The 20,840-nt window shown below is 48.8% G+C and carries 20 protein-coding genes, 1 tRNA gene and 1 pseudogene; 13 read left to right on the top strand and 9 right to left on the bottom strand.

Features of this window, described 5'->3' with window-relative positions; translation table 11 throughout:
• Positions 1 to 19: 19 nt before the first annotated feature.
• Positions 20 to 940 (bottom strand): TIGR01777 family oxidoreductase, encoded by a 921-nt coding sequence (locus tag AC6R0R_RS06960; protein ID WP_500626176.1) that lies wholly within the window; start codon positions 938 to 940, stop codon positions 20 to 22.
• Positions 941 to 1,163: 223 nt separating this feature from the next.
• On the opposite strand from AC6R0R_RS06960, the gene AC6R0R_RS06955 reads away from it, so the two are divergent.
• From AC6R0R_RS06955 to yfcE, 5 genes are read left to right on the top strand one after another with little or no spacing between them, the layout of a single operon-like run.
• Positions 1,164 to 1,898: a DUF1538 family protein gene (locus AC6R0R_RS06955; protein ID WP_487903713.1), complete on the top strand. Its 735-nt coding sequence runs from the start codon at positions 1,164 to 1,166 to the stop codon at positions 1,896 to 1,898.
• The gene (locus AC6R0R_RS06950) at positions 1,895 to 2,689 is read left to right on the top strand and encodes a DUF1538 domain-containing protein (protein ID WP_500626175.1); all 795 of its coding nucleotides are present in this window, start codon (positions 1,895 to 1,897) and stop codon (positions 2,687 to 2,689) included. The genes AC6R0R_RS06955 and AC6R0R_RS06950 overlap by 4 nt, the downstream gene beginning before the upstream one ends.
• Positions 2,679 to 3,029: a P-II family nitrogen regulator gene (locus tag AC6R0R_RS06945; RefSeq protein ID WP_334551262.1), complete on the top strand. Its 351-nt coding sequence runs from the start codon at positions 2,679 to 2,681 to the stop codon at positions 3,027 to 3,029. Before AC6R0R_RS06950 ends, AC6R0R_RS06945 begins: the two co-directional genes overlap by 11 nt.
• Positions 3,026 to 3,436 (top strand): CBS domain-containing protein, encoded by a 411-nt coding sequence (locus AC6R0R_RS06940; RefSeq protein WP_487903715.1) that lies wholly within the window; start codon positions 3,026 to 3,028, stop codon positions 3,434 to 3,436. The genes AC6R0R_RS06945 and AC6R0R_RS06940 overlap by 4 nt, the downstream gene beginning before the upstream one ends.
• 45 nt (positions 3,437 to 3,481) lie before the next feature.
• Positions 3,482 to 4,027 carry a phosphodiesterase gene (gene yfcE / locus AC6R0R_RS06935; protein WP_500626174.1) on the top strand — a complete coding sequence of 182 codons (546 nt, stop codon included), beginning with the start codon at positions 3,482 to 3,484 and terminating at the stop codon, positions 4,025 to 4,027.
• Between the two features lie 41 nt (positions 4,028 to 4,068).
• Here the strand turns inward: yfcE and AC6R0R_RS06930 are convergent, their stop codons facing one another.
• From AC6R0R_RS06930 to AC6R0R_RS06920, 3 genes are read right to left on the bottom strand one after another with little or no spacing between them, the layout of a single operon-like run.
• Entirely contained in the window at positions 4,069 to 4,347 is a 279-nt protein-coding gene (locus AC6R0R_RS06930; protein ID WP_487903508.1) for an Rdx family protein, read from the bottom strand.
• Positions 4,348 to 4,388: 41 nt separating this feature from the next.
• Entirely contained in the window at positions 4,389 to 4,904 is a 516-nt protein-coding gene (locus tag AC6R0R_RS06925; protein ID WP_487903509.1) for a regulatory protein ToxS, read from the bottom strand.
• A gap of 9 nt (positions 4,905 to 4,913) precedes the next feature.
• Positions 4,914 to 5,768 (bottom strand): winged helix-turn-helix domain-containing protein, encoded by an 855-nt coding sequence (locus tag AC6R0R_RS06920; RefSeq protein WP_500626173.1) that lies wholly within the window; start codon positions 5,766 to 5,768, stop codon positions 4,914 to 4,916.
• Positions 5,769 to 6,055: 287 nt separating this feature from the next.
• On the opposite strand from AC6R0R_RS06920, the gene htpG reads away from it, so the two are divergent.
• From htpG to hemH, 3 genes are all read left to right on the top strand, one after another.
• Positions 6,056 to 7,960, top strand: coding sequence for a molecular chaperone HtpG (htpG, locus tag AC6R0R_RS06915; protein ID WP_500626172.1), 1,905 nt, complete (start codon positions 6,056 to 6,058; stop codon positions 7,958 to 7,960).
• Positions 7,961 to 8,378: 418 nt separating this feature from the next.
• Positions 8,379 to 9,023, top strand: coding sequence for an adenylate kinase (adk, locus tag AC6R0R_RS06910; RefSeq protein WP_334551248.1), 645 nt, complete (start codon positions 8,379 to 8,381; stop codon positions 9,021 to 9,023).
• 155 nt (positions 9,024 to 9,178) lie between these two features.
• A complete protein-coding gene (gene hemH, locus AC6R0R_RS06905; RefSeq protein WP_500626171.1) occupies positions 9,179 to 10,138 on the top strand; it encodes a ferrochelatase in 960 nt (319 codons plus the stop codon).
• A gap of 96 nt (positions 10,139 to 10,234) precedes the next feature.
• On the opposite strand, the gene AC6R0R_RS06900 is transcribed toward hemH, so the two are convergent.
• Together AC6R0R_RS06900 and AC6R0R_RS06895 are read right to left on the bottom strand one after the other, a co-directional pair.
• Complete coding sequence (locus AC6R0R_RS06900; RefSeq protein ID WP_487903513.1) at positions 10,235 to 10,684, bottom strand: DUF411 domain-containing protein; 450 nt, start codon at positions 10,682 to 10,684, stop codon at positions 10,235 to 10,237.
• Complete coding sequence (locus AC6R0R_RS06895; RefSeq protein ID WP_500626170.1) at positions 10,681 to 13,422, bottom strand: heavy metal translocating P-type ATPase; 2,742 nt, start codon at positions 13,420 to 13,422, stop codon at positions 10,681 to 10,683. The genes AC6R0R_RS06900 and AC6R0R_RS06895 overlap by 4 nt, the downstream gene beginning before the upstream one ends.
• Before the next feature lie 487 nt (positions 13,423 to 13,909).
• Here AC6R0R_RS06895 and AC6R0R_RS06890 point away from each other — a divergent pair, with 487 nt between their 5' ends.
• From AC6R0R_RS06890 to AC6R0R_RS06875, 4 genes are all read left to right on the top strand, one after another.
• The gene (locus AC6R0R_RS06890; protein ID WP_500626169.1) at positions 13,910 to 15,022 is read left to right on the top strand and encodes a porin; all 1,113 of its coding nucleotides are present in this window, start codon (positions 13,910 to 13,912) and stop codon (positions 15,020 to 15,022) included.
• A gap of 103 nt (positions 15,023 to 15,125) precedes the next feature.
• Entirely contained in the window at positions 15,126 to 15,794 is a 669-nt protein-coding gene (locus AC6R0R_RS06885) for a DUF2057 family protein (protein WP_500626184.1), read from the top strand.
• A gap of 96 nt (positions 15,795 to 15,890) precedes the next feature.
• Positions 15,891 to 17,318: a glutamate--tRNA ligase gene (gene gltX, locus AC6R0R_RS06880; protein ID WP_500626168.1), complete on the top strand. Its 1,428-nt coding sequence runs from the start codon at positions 15,891 to 15,893 to the stop codon at positions 17,316 to 17,318.
• Between the two features lie 246 nt (positions 17,319 to 17,564).
• Complete coding sequence (locus AC6R0R_RS06875; protein ID WP_500626183.1) at positions 17,565 to 18,527, top strand: OmpA family protein; 963 nt, start codon at positions 17,565 to 17,567, stop codon at positions 18,525 to 18,527.
• A 76-nt stretch (positions 18,528 to 18,603) separates the two neighbouring features.
• Here AC6R0R_RS06875 and AC6R0R_RS06870 read toward each other — a convergent pair whose 3' ends face one another.
• From AC6R0R_RS06870 to AC6R0R_RS06860, 3 genes are all read right to left on the bottom strand, one after another.
• Positions 18,604 to 19,110: a Fe3+-citrate ABC transporter substrate-binding protein gene (locus AC6R0R_RS06870; RefSeq protein WP_334551234.1), complete on the bottom strand. Its 507-nt coding sequence runs from the start codon at positions 19,108 to 19,110 to the stop codon at positions 18,604 to 18,606.
• A gap of 133 nt (positions 19,111 to 19,243) precedes the next feature.
• Positions 19,244 to 19,320: transfer RNA gene (locus AC6R0R_RS06865), tRNA-Arg, on the bottom strand.
• 73 nt (positions 19,321 to 19,393) lie between these two features.
• Entirely contained in the window at positions 19,394 to 20,527 is a 1,134-nt protein-coding gene (locus AC6R0R_RS06860; RefSeq protein ID WP_500626167.1) for a flagellar assembly protein FlgT, read from the bottom strand.
• Positions 20,528 to 20,688: 161 nt separating this feature from the next.
• Between AC6R0R_RS06860 and AC6R0R_RS06855 the strand changes: the two are divergent.
• A pseudogene (locus AC6R0R_RS06855) lies at positions 20,689 to 20,840 on the top strand (FlgO family outer membrane protein); the annotation flags it as partial.

Here is a 20,840-nt window from a genome sequence, read left to right as displayed (position 1 = left end):
TCGTATTTATGATCCGTTGTTAGCGCCCAACGGGCTGCAAAAGGTGCTTGAGGGCGGGCTCAAGTCGTGAATATTGGAAAGTGAAGCCCAGTTCGGTGAGCTTTTTGGGTTTCGCGCGGATGCTATCAAACAGTAAGGTCGCACTCTCGCCCATCACCAGTTTCATTACCCATGCCGGTGTAAAAAGCACATGCGGCCGTCGCAGGCAACGAGCCAGCGTCTGACTAAACAGAGTATTGGTGACAGGGTGAGGCGCAGTGAAGTTGAACACGCCTTGGGCATGTTCGGTATCCAACAAGTAGACAATGGCACGCACCATATCCATCAGGTGTATCCAAGGCATATACTGCTTGCCAGTACCTATTGGGCCGCCTAATCCGAGGCGATAGGGGGGCAGCATTTTCTTCAGTGCCCCACCATCAGGACCAAGTACAATACCTGTTCTCATCAAACACACTCGCGTGTGCTGAGATTGTGCGCGCAGAGCGATCTGTTCCCAACGTGCACAGACTTGATGAGCGAAATCGTCATTGCTTTGCACTTGCAGACTTTCGTCAAACGGATGCGCTTGTTGGTCACCGTAGTATCCCACCGCAGAGCCACTGAGAAATACCGAGGGCGGCGCGGTGCTTGCGTGAATCAAGGCGACCAACTGCTCTGTCAGTTGCCAGCGACTCTCACAAATTAAGGATTTTTGGGTGTCAGTCCAGTGTTTGTTGGCAATGGGCTCTCCGGCTAAATTGATGACGGCGTCGAAGGGATTGAGATCATGAAAGTCGTCCAAACTGTCGATGAAGGAGAGATTGCCTTGTTTTAGGTGGGCGAGGACTTGCCGAGCGCGCGAGGGAGATCGGGTCAATACTGTCACTTCATGAGTGGTCAACTGCTTAAGCAGCTCTCTGCCAATAAACCCGGTTCCTCCGGTGAGCAAAATTTTCATTGCTGTCCCTTCTTTTTGATTTCTCGAATCATTATAGCGATCTCAAGCATGAATAGATCGCTCTTCACTCGGTTTGACCGCATCTTTGCTTATTGGCTCACTCGCCAACTCACAAAATGAAACATTCGTGCGTTCTATCGGGAGAGATGCCAGATTTATCACACTTAAGGATGAATTCCTTTGCCATGATAAATAGTGTGGATTTCATCGCAGCGGAGAGAGTATGGAAGCAATAAGGGCACTATTTCGTTCTTTAATGGGCAGCTTACGTGACTTACTGCCCATCATCGCTGTGATTGCTTTTTTCCAATTGGTTGTTTTGCAAGAGCCACTTCCCAACCTCCCTTCAATTGTATTTGGACTCGTGTTGGTGGTACTTGGGTTGAGTTTTTTTATTTTTGGCTTAGAGATGGGGTTGTTTCCCATCGGTGAATCCATGGCGCAAGCGTTTGCGCGTAAGGGGAGTGTCTTTTGGTTGCTGCTGTTTTCGTTCTGTTTAGGGTTTGGGACCACCGTTGCTGAGCCTGCTCTCACGGCAGTTGCCTCAGAAGCCGCAGAAGTGGCGGCGCAAGGAGGGATGATTGCCGACAGGCCGGAGGCGATGGATGATTACGCCAATGGCTTACGCTACACTGTCGCCCTCTCGGTGGGCTTTGCGATCATGTTAGGTGTGCTGAGAATTTTAAAAGGTTGGCCCATTCAGTATCTGATCATTGGTGGCTACATTGGTGTAGTGGTACTGACGATGTTTGCGCCGGAGAGCATCATTGGCGTCGCTTACGACTCCGGCGGTGTTACGACCTCCACCATTACGGTTCCTCTCGTCACGGCACTAGGGGTTGGGCTTGCAAGTGCGATCAAAGGACGTAACCCCATGATCGATGGGTTTGGCTTGATTGCGTTTGCCTCATTGCTGCCGATGATGTTCGTCATGGTATACGGCATGGTGGTGGCATGATGGAATGGCAACACTTTTTTCATACTCTGCTTGGTACCATCACCGATGTGGTGCCGATTGCGACCATTATCTTCGGATTCCAGTTTGCCGTGTTACGACGCCCGGTCACCAACCTTGCTAAGGTATTGCTCGGTTTTGTCTATGTCATTCTCGGCTTATCTCTGTTTCTTATTGGCTTGGAGCTTGCGTTGTTTCCGCTCGGCGAGACAATGGCCACTCAGTTGACGGCGCCCAGTTTTATCGATCAGTTTCGAGATAACCTCACCGCACCACTAGAGTGGTTTGACTACTATTGGGTCTACTTGTTTGCCTTTTTTATAGGCTTTAGTACCACTATTGCAGAGCCGTCACTGATCGCCGTTGCCATCAAAGCTAATCAAGTCTCGGCGGGCAGTATCAGTGTCAATGGGTTGCGTATCGCGGTGGCGCTTGGGGTTGCGTTTGGTATCTCGCTTGGTAGCTACCGAATTGTGGTTGGCGATCCTATCCACTACTACATCATCGTTGGCTACATTGTGGTGGTGATTCAAACCTTTTACGCTCCTAAGTTGATTATTCCACTGGCTTACGACTCCGGCGGTGTGACGACCTCAACGGTCACCGTACCTTTGGTGGCCGCGCTTGGTCTAGGGCTTGCTTCTACCGTACCGGGCCGAAACCCAATGATCGATGGCTTTGGCCTTATCGCCTTTGCCAGCTTATTCCCCATTATTTCAGTCATGGGCTATGCACAAATGACAGATTGGCTGAATAAACGCGCCAATCAGGAGGATGAAACTAATGCGCTTTAAACTCATTATTGCGTTTGTCGAAGACAGCAAAACCGACGTGGTGCTTGATGCGGCGCGCACTGCGGGCGCTACGGGGGCCACGGTTATTAACAATGCCCGTGGCGAAGGATTAAAACAGAAGAAAACCTTTTTTGGTCTGACGCTCGATGTGCAAAAGGATGTGCTGTTGTTTGTGGTCGAGGAGCACTTATCGCGACACATACTGGAGACGATCAACGAGGTTGGAGAGTTTGATCAAACCTCTGGGCAAGGCATCGCGATTCAAATTGATATTGAAGATGCGGTGGGGGTCGCCCACCAAGTAGAAACATTGACCAAAGTGGTGGAGGATGAGTTATGAACAGTCATGATAGAGTGCAAGTGCGCGATGTGATGGCCAATACTTATGTCATCATTGATGGCTTAACGACCGTCAAAGAGGGGATCCAGCTTGCGCGCCAACACCAAGTCAAAGCGTTGGTGGTTGATAAGCGGCATGAAGGGGATGAGTACGGCATTGTACTGATGAACGACATCGCGAAAAAAGTGTTGGCGCAGAATCGCTCGGCAGAGCGGACAAACATCTATGAAATTATGACCAAGCCTGCATTGTCCGTCAGCCCTGATATGAATGTGAAATATTGCGCACGCCTCTTTGAGCGCTTTGGTATCAGCCGTGCCCCTGTGATCGAACATGGCCAGATTATTGGGATGGTCAGTTACAACAACATTGTGATTAACGGCATGCTCAATGATGACGATGTGTAGCTCAGTGCGTACAATAGCCTTATTTACGTTAAGGGTACGCATTAGGTGACTATTTTTATCGCGTCAGACATACACGGCAGCCTTCCTGCCACTGAAGTATTGCTATCAGCCTTTTCAGCATCGGGCGCTAAGACTTTGGTGCTGCTTGGAGACATACTGAATCACGGACCAAGAAACCCGATCCCTGAGGGGTACAACCCGGCCGAGGTTGCTAGTCGGCTCAATGAGTTTGCCGCGCAGATCATTGCCGTGCGTGGCAACTGCGACAGTGAAGTGGATCAGATGTTGCTCGACTTCCCTATTATGGCCGATTACGCTTGGCTGGTCTTGGAGTCGGGCACTCGACTGTTTTTAACCCACGGTCATCTGTACAACGCGGACAAGCGTCCAGCTCTAAGCCCCAATGATGTGCTGGTTCATGGTCATACTCACATCCCAGTGGCGCAGCGAGATGGTGAACACTTTGTGTTTAACCCAGGTTCGGTGACCTTCCCTCGTAACGGCTTTGCGCCTAGCTACGGACTTTATGACGATGGCGAGCTGAAAACCGTCACTTTTGACGATGAGTGCATCGTGAGCTGTCAGCTGTAAACAAGGAATATTTGAGAATAAGGCTAGTACACCTTTTTGGGCTACTTGGTATCACTGTGGCCCAAATCTCTTTGTGGATCAATGATGTCGCGCACTCGTTGTTTCAACACTTTTGCTTCTGGGAAGCCACTATCGCGCTTTCTTTCCCACACCATCACGCCATTGCAGTGAATTTCAAATCGGCCACCGGTGTCTGGGTGTAACGACAGCGTATCGATCTCTTCACTAAAGGTGTGCAGTAGCTCCTGGCTGAGCCAAGTGGCACGCAGCATCCAATTACATTGGCGACAGTAGTAAATATCAATGTGTGCTTTTAGCATATGTTCTCCACAAAGAAGGGAGCCGAAGCTCCCTAGAGGTATTAATTGGTGAACAGCACCGTCGAGCCGTGGCTGAGGCTGGTCAGAAGCAAGGTCTTCTCATTGACAATATCTATGCGGCGACTTTGCTGAGCATCCATTCTGAAGATCTGTGTGATGAGCTCTAACTGCTGCTCGGAAAAGTCGCGCGTTTGCGCAGACGAGACATCTTTGAACTCACTTGGAGTGATCAGCAAGTAATTATCACTGATGTCCCACTTACCGCTTTCCGAGATATTGATGATGCTTTCTAGTGAGTCGGTATCTGGAAAAAGGCGGACGGTAGAAACGCGGATGTAAGTGTTATTAGGTAAATATTTAACGTTTGAAACCACGTCCACTTTACGCAAAGGACCGATATCTTGTTCATGGCGCATTTGGTCAATTAGGGTGACCATTTTCGATTGCCATTCACTTGAGGTGAGGATTTTCTCAATTTTGATATCACTGCCCCAGTAGAGCCAACTACTTAACGCAGCAGAGATAATGGCGAGGCCAGCGGCGATTCTATGATTCATGGGTAACTCCTACTGGCATACTCGAGAGAGATCGTCTTGCTCGGCAACAATGCGCAAGGTGATGTTTTCACCTGATTGTTGAAGAGAGTGAATGTAGTTCAAGACTAACTGATTGTTTTGACCACCCGTAGCGATCACCTCAACAGGCGCTAAATCCCCTTGACGTGTTTCGTTGTAGCGTTTGACGCACTGCTCGATAGAGGGCATCCACACGCTTAAATCTGGGTGGTTCAGCGGCGTTCTCACCGGTGTACTATCGACCACCGTTAGCTCACGGAACTGCGTTTGCGCCGGTTTTGCCAGCAGAATGGCTAGGATAGGCAGCATGACGGTAATGACAAGCAATACCATCATCAAGGGCTTGTTGTTGGTTTTAGGTTTTTTGGTGTCCACCGTGCCGGCTGTGGTATCAACGGTCTGGGACAATGACGCTGTTGCACTCTCGTTGGTGTCGAACCCTGCAACGTTAGCATCTTGGCTGTCGTCCATCTCGTCGAGATCGTCACTGGTGACTTGAGGCAACGCTCTTTCAACCGGACAGATCAACTGGTAGCCGCGTTTAGGCACTGTTTTAACGTATTGAGGCGACTTGGTGGAGTCTTGCAATAGCTTTCTTAGTGTAGAAATGGCCTGAGTAAGGCTAGAGTCGTCGACTTCAAACCCTTGCTCTCGCCACACGAAATCGTGCAGCTCGTTGCGGGAGACAACTTCATTGGGTTTTTCTGCCAATAAAAGGAGAATGCGACTTTCATTGCTGCCCAGACGAATCACCTCGTTTTCACTCTCTTTATCGGTTAGAGAGTTGGTGTTTGGGTCAAACGTGAAGCGGTTCGCGAGGTTGAACTTAGTACCTATGTTGCTCATTGAGGTTGGCCATTTCTATAAAAAGGTTCAAGTAACGTAATGCGCATCCATTCGCCACCAAGCAGTGCTGATTGAACAAAACAGCGCAAATCTTGGCGTCTCTTTATGATTTATTCATTTTTAGATGTGCAAGAATAATCAAAATAAAACCAAAAAAACACTGTTTTTATGTTTTTTGACCTTGAATTTACACTCTCCACCCTCATCTTAACTGTCAGATTTAGCGCCAATATTCCTGCGAACAGGCAGGTGGCCTTGGAATAAAAAGCACCAAATGTGGAGTTATCATGAGCGAAACAGCAACGAATAACAAAGAAACTCGTGGTTTTCAGTCTGAAGTCAAACAACTGCTTCACCTGATGATCCATTCTCTCTACTCAAACAAAGAGATCTTTCTTCGTGAGTTGATTTCTAATGCTTCAGACGCATCGGATAAACTGCGTTTCCAAGCCTTGTCCAATCCCGATTTATATCAAGGTGACGCCGAATTGGGTGTGAAGCTCTCTTTTGATCAAGAGGCAAACACGCTGACCATTTCCGATAACGGCATCGGTATGAGTCGTGATGACGTGATTGAACACCTAGGTACGATCGCTAAATCGGGCACTGCAGAGTTTTTCTCTAAGCTGTCGGAAGAGCAAAGCAAAGATTCGCAATTAATCGGTCAATTTGGTGTGGGTTTCTACTCCGCCTTTATCGTCGCAGATGCCGTGACGGTGCGCACTCGCGCAGCTGGCCTGGCTGCCGATCAAGCGGTGCAATGGCACTCAGCAGGTGAAGGTGAGTACACTATCGAAGATATCGTCAAAGAGCAGCGCGGTACCGACATCATTCTTCATATGCGTGAAGAGGGTAAAGAGTTCCTAAACGAATGGCGTTTGCGTGATGTGATCAGCAAATACTCCGATCACATCGGTATTCCAGTCTCAATCCAAACGGCCGTTCGTGATGACGAAGGCAAAGAGACCGACGAGAAGAAGTGGGAGCAGATCAACAAAGCGCAAGCACTATGGACTCGCAATAAGTCGGACATCTCAGAGGAAGAGTACCAAGAGTTTTACAAGCACGTATCGCACGATTTTGCCGATCCGCTAGTATGGAGCCACAACCGAGTGGAAGGTAAAAACGACTACACCAGTTTGCTTTACATTCCATCAAAAGCACCATGGGATATGATGAACCGTGACCACAAATCGGGTCTTAAGCTGTATGTGCAGCGTGTGTTTATCATGGATGATGCAGAGCAGTTCATGCCGTCATACCTGCGCTTTGTACGCGGCTTGATCGATTCCAACGATTTACCACTCAACGTGTCACGTGAAATTCTTCAAGACAACAAGGTGACTCAATCCCTGCGTAATGCGTGTACCAAACGTGTTTTGACCATGCTTGAACGCATGGCTAAGAATGACAGCGAGAAATATCAGTCATTCTGGAAAGAGTTTGGCTTGGTGCTCAAAGAGGGCCCAGCTGAGGACATGGCGAACAAAGAGAAAGTAGCCGGTCTGCTGCGTTTTGCGTCCACGGAAGTGGACTCGGCAGAGCAAACGGTTGACCTCGCTTCTTACGTTGAGCGTATGAAAGAGGGCCAAGATAAGATTTACTACCTCACCGCAGACAGCTACGCGGCGGCGAAGAATAGCCCTCACCTTGAGCAGTTTAAGGCCAAGGGCATTGAAGTTATCTTGATGTATGACCGCATCGACGAGTGGCTGATGAACTACTTAACTGAGTTCGATGGTAAGCAGTTCCAGTCCATTACGAAAGCGGGTCTCGATCTTAGCCAGTTCGAAGACGAAGCGGAGAAAGAGAAACAAAAAGAGACCGAGGAAGAGTTTAAGTCGGTTGTCGAGCGCACTAAGGCTTACTTAGGCGATCGCGTGAAAGAGGTTCGCACCACCTTTAAACTCGCATCGACGCCAGCGGTCGTTGTTACCGATGATTTCGAAATGGGGACACAGATGGCCAAACTGCTGGAAGCCGCAGGTCAAGCCGCGCCAGAAGTGAAGTACATCTTTGAACTTAACCCAGAGCACGCGCTGGTTAAGCGTATGGCGGATGAGGCCGATGAGGAAGCCTTTGGCCGTTGGGTCGAGGTACTGCTTGGTCAAGCCATGCTGGCAGAGCGTGGTTCGATGGCGGACCCGTCTCAGTTCCTTGGCGCCATCAATACCCTTTTGACTAAAGGATAATGGCATAACGTCGTGCAAAAGCCCGTATCTTGCGGGCTTTTTACGTCTATTGGTTCGAATCTGCAGGAAATTGTGAGGACCTTGCACTCAAAATGCATAAAAACTCATGATGTTGCAGGCGAATGTGAGTGTTTAAGCATTCTTTAGTCGTAATAGGCGCGTTGAGCCTAAATTGTATGATAGAATGCCAGCTTGAAACCGATCAAACAGGCGTGTAATGTGCACGCCTGTTTTACTGTTTATTATGACAGTATCTATTGTAAACCGTGTTTGTATGAGGACGTTGTCCATTGTGCCTTGCAAGACGCAACGGCTGATTATGACAACCGTTATACCGAAACTTACCGATGATCTGGCTCCAAGTGGCAAGCCGCTGTGAGCTTCGGTATAAACCATTATTATCTTAAGAGGATTTAACATGCGCATCATTCTTCTAGGTGCTCCAGGTGCAGGTAAAGGCACACAGGCTCAATTCATCATGGAGAAGTACGGTATTCCACAAATCTCTACTGGTGACATGCTGCGTGCTGCGATCAAAGCAGGGACAGAGCTTGGTAAGCAAGCGAAAGCTGTGATTGATGCTGGTCAACTAGTATCGGATGAAATCATCCTAGGTCTTATCAAAGAGCGTATCGCTCAAGACGATTGTGAGAAAGGCTTCCTTCTAGACGGCTTCCCTCGCACTATCCCTCAAGCGGATGGCCTGAAAGAGATGGGTGTTGATGTTGATTACGTGATTGAGTTTGATGTCGCTGATGATGTGATTGTTGAGCGTATGGCAGGCCGTCGTGCTCACCTAGCGTCAGGCCGTACTTACCACGTTGTGTACAACCCACCAAAAGTGGAAGGTAAAGATGACGTGACGGGTGAAGACCTTGTGGTTCGTGATGACGACAAAGAAGAGACCGTTCGCGCTCGCTTAGGTGTCTACCACGATCAAACTGCGCCACTGATCGAATACTACGGTAAAGAAGCGGCAGCAGGTAACACTAAGTACTTGAAATTCGATGGTACTAAGCAAGTGGCGGAAGTGAGCGCTGATATCGAGAAGGCATTAGCATAATAGGCAATACCTATTATCATCACTTTTGTGAAATTTGTTATAGTGAAGCGACCTAATCGGGTCGCTTTTTTTATATTTCTCTTGAACTTAACGCGGCTAGGCAACGTATCTTTCAGACAATTAAGACTGGATTCAACACAGGATCGGCGGACTCTATGCAGAATAAAAAACAACAAGGTGTGCTATTGGTGAACTTGGGCACACCCGATGAACCTACCGCACCAGCCGTGAAGCGCTTTCTAAGTCAGTTCCTTCATGATCATCGCGTCGTCGACATGAGCCGCTGGCTGTGGTGCCCTATTTTACATGGTGTGATATTGCCCATTCGCTCGCCCAAAGTCGCCAAGTTATATCAAAGCGTTTGGATGGAAGACGGGTCGCCGCTGATGGTGTACTCTAAGCGCCAAGCGGCGCGTCTGGCTGATTTTTTATCGATGCCAGTGGAGCTTGGCATGACTTATGGCAATCCTAGTCTGCAATCTGGCGTTGAGGCACTGCTTGTACAAGGCGTCGAAGAGATCATTGTGCTGCCTCTTTACCCTCAGTATTCCGGCACCACCACTGGCGCGGTCAACGATGGCTTAGCGAAAGCCTTTAAAACGATGCCCGTGTTACCCAATTATCGAATGCTGCGCGACTATCACGATCATCCTCTGTATATCAAAGCGCTGGCGGCCAGTGTTGAAGCCTCTTGGCGCCAACATGGGCGTGGGGATTACTTGCTCTGTTCGTATCATGGCATCCCTAAACGCTACGCCGATAACGGTGACATCTATCCACAGCACTGTTTGCGAACCACTGAGCTTTTGGGTAAGGCGCTGGGATTAACCAGTGAACAAATTGGCACCACGTTCCAGTCGCGCTTTGGTCGAGAAGAGTGGCTTCAGCCCTATACGGACAAAACCATTGAACAGTTGCCGAGCGCTGGCATCAAAAAGCTCGATATTATGACCCCTGCCTTTTCTGCCGATTGTTTGGAAACCTTAGAGGAGATTTCCGAGCAGTGTCGAGAGTTGTATGAAGAGCATGGGGGAGAGCAGTTTAATTTTATTCCTTGCCTCAATGATGATGAGCTGCATATCGAGATGATGGCAGCCTTAGTTCAAGGAGAATAATGAGAGGCGATGTTAAGCCAGCCAAGAGCCTGATGTGTTCTTGACTGGCTTTTTTACACCTCATGTCAGCCGCCTTGATGGTGACTGACTCACTTTTTACTCTTTCGCTTCATAATGACGGTATTCAAATACCTGCCCTTGCTCATTGAACGCATACACTGAATAGGCGTCGCTTTTCTCTCCATATTCCATACCGGGTGAGCCCATCGGCATACCCGGCACCGCTAATCCTTTTGCCCCTTTGGGAGGGTTGGCGAGAAACGCTTGAATGTCACTGGCGGGGATGTGGCCTTCAAATACATAACCGTCGATTTCTGCGGTATGGCAAGAGGCAAGCTGCGAGGTAATACCGAGCTGTTCTTTAATTGGGTTCATGTTGTCATGCAGTACTTCTTTGACGGTGAACCCTGCCTGCTCCATGTGTTTAGTCCACTCGCTACAACAGCCACAGTACGGCGATTTATGGTTGACCACATCGGCTGCCAGTACCTGCGGCGCTATAGTGAGTAGGGCAGTCAACATTGAGGTTTTCAGCAATCTGTTCATGAGCGATCTCCAAGCAGAGTTGAGGTTTTAAAAAGTCGAAGTCGATTGGCGTTGCTAACAACAGTAATCGACGATAAAGCCATCGCTGCGCCAGCAATGACGGGGCTGAGCAAGAAACCAAAGAGTGGGTATAACACGCCAGCGGCGACGGGAATGCCCAGTGAGTTATAGATGAAAGCACCAAATAAGTTCTGTTTCATGTTTTTGAGAGTGGCTTTAGAGAGCTCGATGGCCTGCACCACCGCCATCGGCGAGGCGTTGAGTAACGTCATTTGCGCGCTTTCAATTGCCACATCACTGCCACTGCCCATCGCAATACCGATGTCTGCTAAGGCGAGCGCGGGTGCATCGTTGGCGCCATCACCGACCATGGCGACACGTTGACCGCGCACTTTCAGTGACTCAATATGCTGCGCTTTTTGATCTGGCAGCACTTCGGCGATGACGTCATCAATACCGAGCTGCTTTGCGATGGCGTTGGCGACATGGGCGTTGTCTCCAGTCAGCAGCACAGGGGTAATCCCCATATTTTTTAAAGTGGTTATCGTTCGCGCGGAATCAGGTTTAATGCCATCGGCGATCGCCATCACACCGACAACCTGCTCATCCAAAGCAATAATGATTGGCGTGTAAGCCTGGTCAGCTGCACGTTTGATGTCTGCGTCGGCGAGGCTAAGATCCCAGCCTTTTGCCTTGGCATAGTTGAGAGAGACAGCACTTAGAGATCGCTTTTGATAGTGTCCGGTCACCCCTTGCCCGCGAAGGTTAGTGAAGTGTGTGATAGGCAGTGGTGTGATGTGTGACGCTTGGGCGTAGTGCACGATCGCTTTTGCCAATGGGTGTTCCGAGTGACGTTCGATACCCGCGCTGAGACCTAAAAGCGTCTCGTCATCGATATGGTAGCGGGCGTGAAACTGCACTTCCGGTTTACCTTGCGTCAAGGTGCCCGTTTTATCAAAGACGACCGTATCGATGCGACTGGCCGACTGCAACACATCCGCATCTTTAATTAAGATCCCTAGCTCCGCTGCTTTACCAATCCCAACCGTGACTGACAGTGGCGTCGCAAGGCCGAGCGCACATGGACAGGCGATAATTAATACTGTGGTCGCCGTGACCAGCATATAGCTGGCTTTGGGCTCAGGGCCAACAAAGAACCAGACCGCGGCCGCAATCAGAGCAATCGCGACGACGATAGGCACAAAAACGGATGAAATCTGATCGGCCAGTTTGGCAATCTGCGGTTTACTGCTTTGCGCGTCTCTGACTAATTTGACGATTTTTGCCAGCATGGTTTGACTGCCTACGCTGGTGGCTTGATATAGCAAGCTACCATCTTGGTTCAAGGTACCGGCATGTACGGTGTCACCGCTGCGTTTGAAGACTGGGATCGGCTCCCCGGTAAGCATCGATTCATCGACATAGGACTCCCCGTCAGTGACAACGCCATCGACTGCGAACTGAGTCCCAGGCATGGCGCGTAGCGTCATACCTTGGGTGATCTGGTCGATAGGGATGGTTCGTTCACCTTGCTCGTCGACCAACAGCGCATCGTTACTTTGCAAATTGATCAGGGCTTTAAGCGATTGGGTGGTCTTGGCTTTCGCTTTCGCTTCAATATAGTGGCCGAGCGAAATCAGGCCGATAATCATGGCACTGGCTTCAAAGTAGACGTGTCTTGAGGCAACAGGGAACCACTGTGGCACGATAACCACAAGCATCGAAAAGAGCCATGCAGCGCCAGTCCCCAGAGCGACTAAGGTGTCCATGGTCGCTCGTTTATGGCGCAGTGCCGCGATAGCGTTAACAAAAAATCCTCTTCCTGCACTCGCCAGTAGCGCAAAACAGATCAAGCCAACAAAGCCCCACGCCCATTGGTCGCTGCGGTTTTGGATCATCATACTGCCACCGAGAACACCCCATAGCATGAGCGGCGCCCCGACGATTAAACCGGCCAGTGCGCTACGCTTGTGCTGCGCTTGCTGCTTTGCCAAATTTGCCGCTTGCTCGTCCTGCTGGGTGTTAGGATCGGCGATATGTGTGGCTTGATAACCCGCATGCTGGCTCGCTTCTACAAGATCAGCCAGTATCTGTGCGCTTTCTCGTTGACTGAATACTGAGGCGGTTTGCTCGGCTAGATTAACGCTGACTCTGCTCACGCCCTCGACGGAGAGTAAGGCTTTTTCCACTGAGCTGACGCAACTGGCGCACGTCATCCCTGAAATAGCGAAATAGAGGCGGTGCTCATTACTATTTCTTTGCGCGGAGCTCTGCGGTTCATCACCACTCTCCTTGATAGGCTCTTCACGGATAGGGTCTTCACTAACTGTGTCTTCCAATATGAGCGGGGAGTCTTCAATCGGCACTGCGTCGTAACCCGTCTCTTGCACTAGGGCGATGATCTCGTCTGCTGTGAGTAGACCGGTCACGGTGAGCTTGGTGGTGGAGATGTCGACATCACCGATAGACGGATGGGATTCGAGCGCCGTTCGCAGCTTGGACACGCATCGGCCACAGTTTAGCCCCGAGAGTGAAAACGCACAGCTCGTTCCTGATTGATAGCCTAAAGACGCCACCGTTTTCGCCAGTTCGCCAAACGGGACGTGACTTTCGACTTCAATGTGTTTTTTCGATACGTCGAGGACGGTGAGCACATGATGCTCTATCAGCGCTCGCTCTACTTTGCGTGCGCAGCCCATGCAACTCAAACCTTGTAATGGAATATCAAATCTGTACATAGCGACGGCCTTTCACTGTCATTCGATGTGAGTTCGATAAGCATAAACCTTCCCTCAGGGGAAAGGTCAAGCATTGGAGCCCGAATGACGTCAAATTCGTTGAAATCAACGTATTAAATAAAATCAGTGACTTGCATCAAGTGAGATCGTGTTCACCCTTTTTTTACTATAAACATAAAGTGAGCTAAATAAACGCAAATAGGCTTTGACGGCGTTAACAATCTCACCGCTTTGCAGGGAGAAAAAGCTCAAAATTGCCGTTTTTATCGCTTTAGGTTTTTATTAACCCATTGAAATATCGTTGATTTAGATATTCTCTCAATGACAAATTTGAAGTGAGTCGAAAAATAATTTGGTTTGTTTTTTAAGGCGAAAAAAGTTTGCCAAGATGAGCCCGTCCATAAAGAGTCCTCACCACTGTGAATTCATCAGCGCGGTGGTGAGGCAAGAGAAAAATTCAAAAAATGACTATATAGGGGTTAATCTTATGTCTCACTTTAAAAAAACGTTTCTTTGCGCAGCAGTTGCTGCGGAGACTCTGACTGCGGGCGCTGCACACGCTTACATGTTAGGTGACCCAAATGATGCCAATGTTGAAGTGTATGGTGTGGTCTCCATTTCAGCGGTGGATTACGGCGCATCGAATGATGCAGGGCCGGATGCAGGCTGGGCACTAGAGAATGAAACGCGTGTTGGTTTTCGCGCTGCGAAAGTGATGACGGACAGCGTCACGGCATTTGCTCAAGTGGAATCGGGTTGGGTTCTGGATGACGGCGCTAAGCTCGGCAATCGTGATACCTTCGTTGGCCTACGCGGCGATGATTGGGGCTCCGTGCGTTTTGGTCGTATGTTGACACCTATGTATGAATTGGTGGACTGGCCATACTCAGCATCAAACTTAGGCCGCACATTCGACCGCGCATGGCGCAGCGGTGAGCGTTACCACTTTGACCGTAAGAGCCAAATGTTCCGCTACGATTCGCCAGTGTTTGGTGAGATGGTGAAATTTAGCTTGGCCGGTGGTAACGGTAGCGAAAATCACGAAGATTCGAACTTCTTTGGTGGTTCTATCTCTGTGACGCCAATGGATATGTTGACCCTGCACGCGGCGTTTGAAACCGCAGAAGGAACGACGTTTGAAGGTGGCGAATCTGGCATTTGGGATACGAACAACCCAGATCCAAATGGTCTTCCTTCATGGAAACCAGGAGTTGCCGCATCAATTGGTGATACTGATGCGTACTTTGTCGGTTTTGAGCTTCGCCCACTCGACAACTTCAACCTATTAGGTGCGTACAAGTCTGGCTCTTACGACTCGACCAACAATGGTGGCGGCTACGGCTACAAAGAGCGTGAAATCGACGCTTACTCCATTCAAGCGAACTACTACTTTGGCAATGCCAATATTCGTGTCGGCTACGCGGATCAAACCGGTAAGCAAGATGGCCGAAAAGATAAGGATCTGGATTCTACCTCTATCAGTGGTGAATTCGGTTACTCATTTAACTCTGTCTACACCTTCGTTCGTTTGACACAGCAGGACGACGCAGCGTTTGATGACGATTTGATGATTCGTATCGGTACCGAATGGGTATTCTAATTTAGAGCAAGAAAGGCAAGGCGGGCTCTGTCCGCCTTTTGTCGTTTTTGTACTTTTGCCACTGCTATGTGTTTGCCATTATAAAAATAGAGGAAAGATCGTGATGAGATCATTAACGCTGCTGAGTTTGTTTATCTGTCAGTCACTGTGGGCCAGCGTGCAATTGACGACCGAGGGGCGAGTGGAGGTGTTAGCGCTCAACTCAACCGATACCATTGTTCATGTTAAACCGGGTGAATGGCAACTGCCCAACGGCACCAATCAACTGCTAGTGCGAGTCAGTGGGATGATTGACACCAACGGAGGTAAACAGAAGTTTAATGGCTTACCTCTAGTGGTCACATTTGAGGCGCACGATCAAGCGGTGACTATTGCAGAACCCTTTGTTATCCGCGATCAAAGAGGGGTAGAGCGGTATAAACGGGCACCGAGTGTCCATTTACACGTCAATGGCCAGCCTTTGCCGTATCAATCCGATGAAATCTACGATCAGAGTTTTTCTCTGACCAAAAATTACGATGAAATGTTAGCAAGCTACAACGAACTTGGTGATGGTAAAGCGCAGCTGCGCACCTCAACATTAAAATCAACTGCGACGGTTGCTACGTCTCCAGCGCCATCCGACGTTGGCCTAGAAGCGACACCGAGTCTGACGGATAAGGAGGAATCGACACGCACATCGCGGTTGCAACATGATTTTCTCACGCTTCCTGCCTCAGAACGCCAAGAGTTTCTCTCTTGGGCAGTAAAACACCTTAACCACGGATTGTAGATTTACATATCGGTGCTAAAATAACGCGCAATTTTGGCGTCACACTCCTCGTAAACGGAAGGCGGCGCAGTCATTCAGACAATCAAGGTATTTTACATGACGGTTAAAACTCGTTTTGCTCCAAGCCCGACAGGCTACCTCCATGTGGGTGGCGCTCGTACTGCTCTTTATTCTTGGCTCTACGCAAAAAGCCAAGGCGGTGAATTTGTACTTCGTATTGAAGACACCGACCTTGAGCGTAATTCACAAGAAGCTGTCGATGCGATTCTTGAAGGCATGCAATGGATGGGACTTGAGTGGGACGAGGGCCCGTACTACCAATCCAAGCGTTTTGATCGTTACAATGAAATGGTCGACAAACTGCTGGCTGAAGACAAAGCGTACAAATGTTACGCACCGAAAGAGCTGCTTGACGAAATTCGCGCAGAACAAGAAGAAGCAAAGCAGATGCCGCGCTACGACGCCAACCACCCGAAAATCATCGCTGCCAACGCGGCAGCAAAAGAGGGTGATCCGTGTGTGATTCGTTTCCGCAACCCGAAAGAAGGCAGCGTAGTGTTTGACGACCAAATTCGCGGCCGCATCGAAATTGGCAACGATCAGTTGGATGATCTGATTATCCGTCGTACGGATGGCGCGCCAACCTACAACTTTGTGGTTGTTGTCGACGATTGGGACATGGGTATCACTCACGTTGTTCGCGGTGAAGACCACATCAACAACACGCCTCGTCAAATCAATATTTACAAAGCGCTAGGTGCACCCGTGCCAACGTTTGCCCACTGTGCCATGATTCTGGGTGATGACGGTGCGAAGCTGTCAAAACGCCACGGTGCGGTCTCTGTGATGCAATACCGTGATGAAGGTTATCTGCCGAATGCACTCAACAACTACCTAGTGCGTTTGGGGTGGTCTCATGGCGACCAAGAGATCTTCTCACGCGAAGAGATGATTGAACATTTCTCCTTGAAGGCGATTTCTAAGTCTGCTTCTGCGTTTAACACAGACAAGTTACTTTGGTTGAACAACCACTACATCAAAACCTCCGATCCAGCGTACGTTGCAACGCATCTTCAATGGCATTTGGATAACCAAAAACTTGATATCTCAAATGGCCCGGCGATCACAGATGTGATTCAACTGGTCGGCGAGCGTTGTCACACATTAGTGGAACTGGCTGAGCAAATTCGATACTTCTACGAAGACTTTTCGGAGTTTGAAGCCGGAGCGGCGAAGAAGCACCTTCGTGGCGTTGCCAAAGAGCCTCTGCAACTTGCTCTAGAGAAAGCGAAAGCCCTGACAGAGTGGACAACCGACAACATCAAGCAAGCGATCATTGCGACTGTGTGTGAAGAGCTTGAGATCGGCATGGGTAAAATTGGTATGCCGCTGCGCGTCGCTGTGACTGGCGGTGGTCAATCACCATCAGTGGATGCCGTGATGGCGCTTGTCGGTAAAGAACGCGTTGTCGCTCGTATTGAATTGGCACTTGCTTTTATTGCTGAGCGTGAAGCGAACGCGTAAATCGCGCGTTAAGTAGATCAAGACACTAACCGCAGTGGTTAATCTCTGCGGCTTTTTTACATCTATGGGGTGTTCACTAGTTTTGGGTTTCTTTGTTTAACTAATCACTGACTTATCAATATAATTTTTCACGCTATTTTAACCTTTGAGACAAGACATTTGGTCATTCTTCACATATTCTGAAAGGGTGTCTTCCAATGGAAGTGGTGGTCAACGGACCGCGCATTAAGGAGAAAATAAATGAAAATAAAAACAGTAGCAGTGGTTGTAGCAAGTGCTCTCGCTTTCTCTTCAGCGCCTTCATTCGCTGATGTGTACTTAGGGGGTAAAGTCGGTAAATCTTGGTTAAATGATGCGTGTGATATGACCGCAGATTGTGATGATGATGCTATCACAGGTGGTGTGTTTGCAGGTTACCAGTTTATGGATTGGCTTGGCCTAGAAGCCGGTTATGACTATCTCGGTAAATACACCGCTGATGGTATTGCTGACGAGTCCGCCAGCGCGTTTACCCTTGCGCCGAAACTCAGTGTACCTCTGACCGATGTGATTTCACTCTACGGTAAAGTCGGCGGTGCCTATGTCGATTATGGAAGTGAGAATGATGCGTCATTCTTAGGGGCTGTGGGTGTTGAGCTCAATGCGAGCAAGTCCACTGGTGTGCGTATTGAATATCAGCGCTTGACTGACGTAAATAACAACTCAGCTCGTGCAGCCGTGAACTCTGCTACGATGAATTTCGTTTACCGTTTCGGTGCGAGTGAGCAGCCGATGACAACGGAAGAACCAGTGGCCGAGGTGATGGCAGCAGAGCCAGTGAAAGAAGTGGTCGCTGAGCCAGCAACCAAGAAGTTCACTGCGCAATTGGTTGATGCCGGTATCTTCGAAGTGAACAGCGCTGAGCTAAAGTCAGAAAGTGTCGCGATGCTCGACAAACTTGTTGCCATGATGAAGCAGTATCCGCAATCTACCGTTACCATTACAGGTCACACGGACTCCACAGGTTCAGCGGCGTACAACCAGACGTTGTCAGAGAAGCGTGCGCAAGCGATCGCCGGCTTACTTGAAAATGAAGGCATCGATGCTTCGCGCATCACTGCAGAGGGCAAAGGTGAATCTAGCCCTATCGCGTCAAATGAGACTAGCGAAGGTCGTCAAAAGAACCGTCGCGTCGAAATCAACGTTCCTGAGTTTGAATACGAAGAGTAAGTTGATCACTATGTTGATAGTAAAGCCTTGGCATCTGCCAAGGCTTTTTACGTTATGGCTTGAGAACGTAGTTTGATTATTTGAGAGCGATACTCGTTAAGCGGCCCATGAACTCAAGTATTTCAAGATTATCCTTATTGGCTTCCAATAGGGCTTTTTTGGTTTTGGTGTAGGCACCCAAGCGACCATGCTTTTTGATAGAACAGACGACACTTTTATAGATTAAACGGCCATTGTCATCGTAGTTTCTCCATGCGGCGATATAGCATTCGTCTCTCGCCTCCGGATCGTGTTTTGTTGGTCGAGGTTTATAAATAATTTTAGGTTCCAGTGAGTGGGGGAGGCGCGTGATCAGATAGGGGTCTTTGAGGATGCGACGCCAGAATTTGCCCCACATTTCGCTACCCAGCTCATTTCTCAGGCGAATCGCTTTTTGCAGGCCTTTTTTTTCACCGATACGCACATAGCCAACCGAACGGTGCAACACCTTATCATCCGGCGTATGGATATGAATTTTGTAGGCGGTTTTCGCTTTTGAAATAAAACGATGGCCTGTATTGGTAATGAGGTTGCTTTTTGTCATTGTGCGGTTATCTACAACTTTGTTAATTACTAGTTTAGAAGAGATTCGCCGCAAGGGAAAATAGAGAGTAAAAGTAATTGCGCAGAGGTTCACAATGAAAGAAAAGAGCGAGTGGATACTCGCTCTTGAATATTGGCGCTCCCGACAGGATTCGAACCTGTGACCTGCCCCTTAGGAGGGGGCCGCGCTATCCAGCTGTGCCACGGGAGCTCAGGAGTATGATACCCCAATTTGTGCTGTTGTTAAGAGGTAACACTATGATCTGATTTACTTTTGAACATCGCTAGAGCAGTTTGTGCATCACATCGCCAATTTGAATACTCCCCAGTAGCTCGGGTTGGTCAATAGTAAGCTCAGCTTCGTTTTCATACACACGAGTTACCGTCAGTGTGATGTCCGTTTCTGTGACTTTATTGCGTGGTAACCCACGTTGGTCGATGAAAGAACCTGTATGCCATAGCTGCAACTTATCGCCTTCGACGACGCCATGTACACGACCGAGATCCATGGTAATGGTGTTGCCCCACTTGGCGACCACTTCAGGTAAGGTGATTTTGCAAGAGATTTCAGATTCAAGATCCAACATGATGTTTCGGCTTACGCGCAACATCATACTGCCGTAGGTCGACGCCCAAAAACGCGCGCTCTTAGTGTCCACTTGGCTGGTTTTAGGGAACGGCCATTTTGCCACTTCACGATAGTTGCGGTGGTAAACCTCATTACCCGTTTTGCCGTCGTACACCGTCATCTCGAGTGAGAACTGTCGGTTAATGATGTCGTCTTGCAGCAATTTTTGTTCAATGGTCGCTGTCAAGTCGTTGATAACGCCGCCAATGATGTACTGCGCGCCAGTATCTTGCGCGATCATTTTTAATCTTTCTGGGTAATCTTTGTTGATTTCAAAATCTGTGGTGCCTACCGATACAAAACTTGCCGATTCATTGTCGAGTTGGCGGTTGATGACTTGGGCGAAGTCGTCCCCGACACTATAGATTTGCCCCATGACAGCTTGCTGGGGGGAAGCTAAATCTATATTGCCCACTAAGAGGGTCTTCTTGTATTGACTCACGTGGCAACCTGTTGCCGATGGATAGATGTCAATACGCGCACGTAAGTACATGGTGCCACTGCGTACTCTCTGCTCGTCAATCAAGATGTAACGCACTTCACTGTTAGTAAATTGATACTCTTTTTGCGATGTCTCCAAGAAGGGACGCAAGTTACTAATGCTGCCGATGTCAGCGCCAGAAAAGCTGACTGCTTTATAAAGCGCATCTTCTAACGCATGTATTCTTGCCACCTCTTCTGATGACACCACGGTAGCGACGCCGGTGACCTCATACCAGCCTGCATTCGCGATCGAGGAGAAGAGGCTAAGATACAAGCCAGAGATAACGGTCAGAAGTGTTTTTTTCATGTTCGATTACCAACTTGGTTCGTTTTTTGCTTAGTTAATCTTAGCTGATTTAGGCATTGTGATTCTAAATGATTGCACAATTAGAAAAGCAAAGAGCGTTCCACTTTTTCAACTAAAAACGGTCGGAACGAAGAATGCCTAGGGTTATCGGAGATAAGAGAATGAAAAAATGGTTATTGCTTGTACCAGTCGTCATGCTGACGGCTTGTGCTTACGCCCCAATATACAACGGTAAAGAAGCTTACCGTGGTTCACAATTTATGTTGATGGAAAGTCCGCGTCATACTCTTGACTTCTTTGTTGAGAGCATGAC

The sequence above is a fragment of the Vibrio sp. R12-SW3-ISO1 genome (assembly GCF_059834005.1).
The sequence above is the reverse complement of the archived record's forward strand: the minus strand, read 5'-3'. Positions and strand labels throughout refer to the sequence as shown.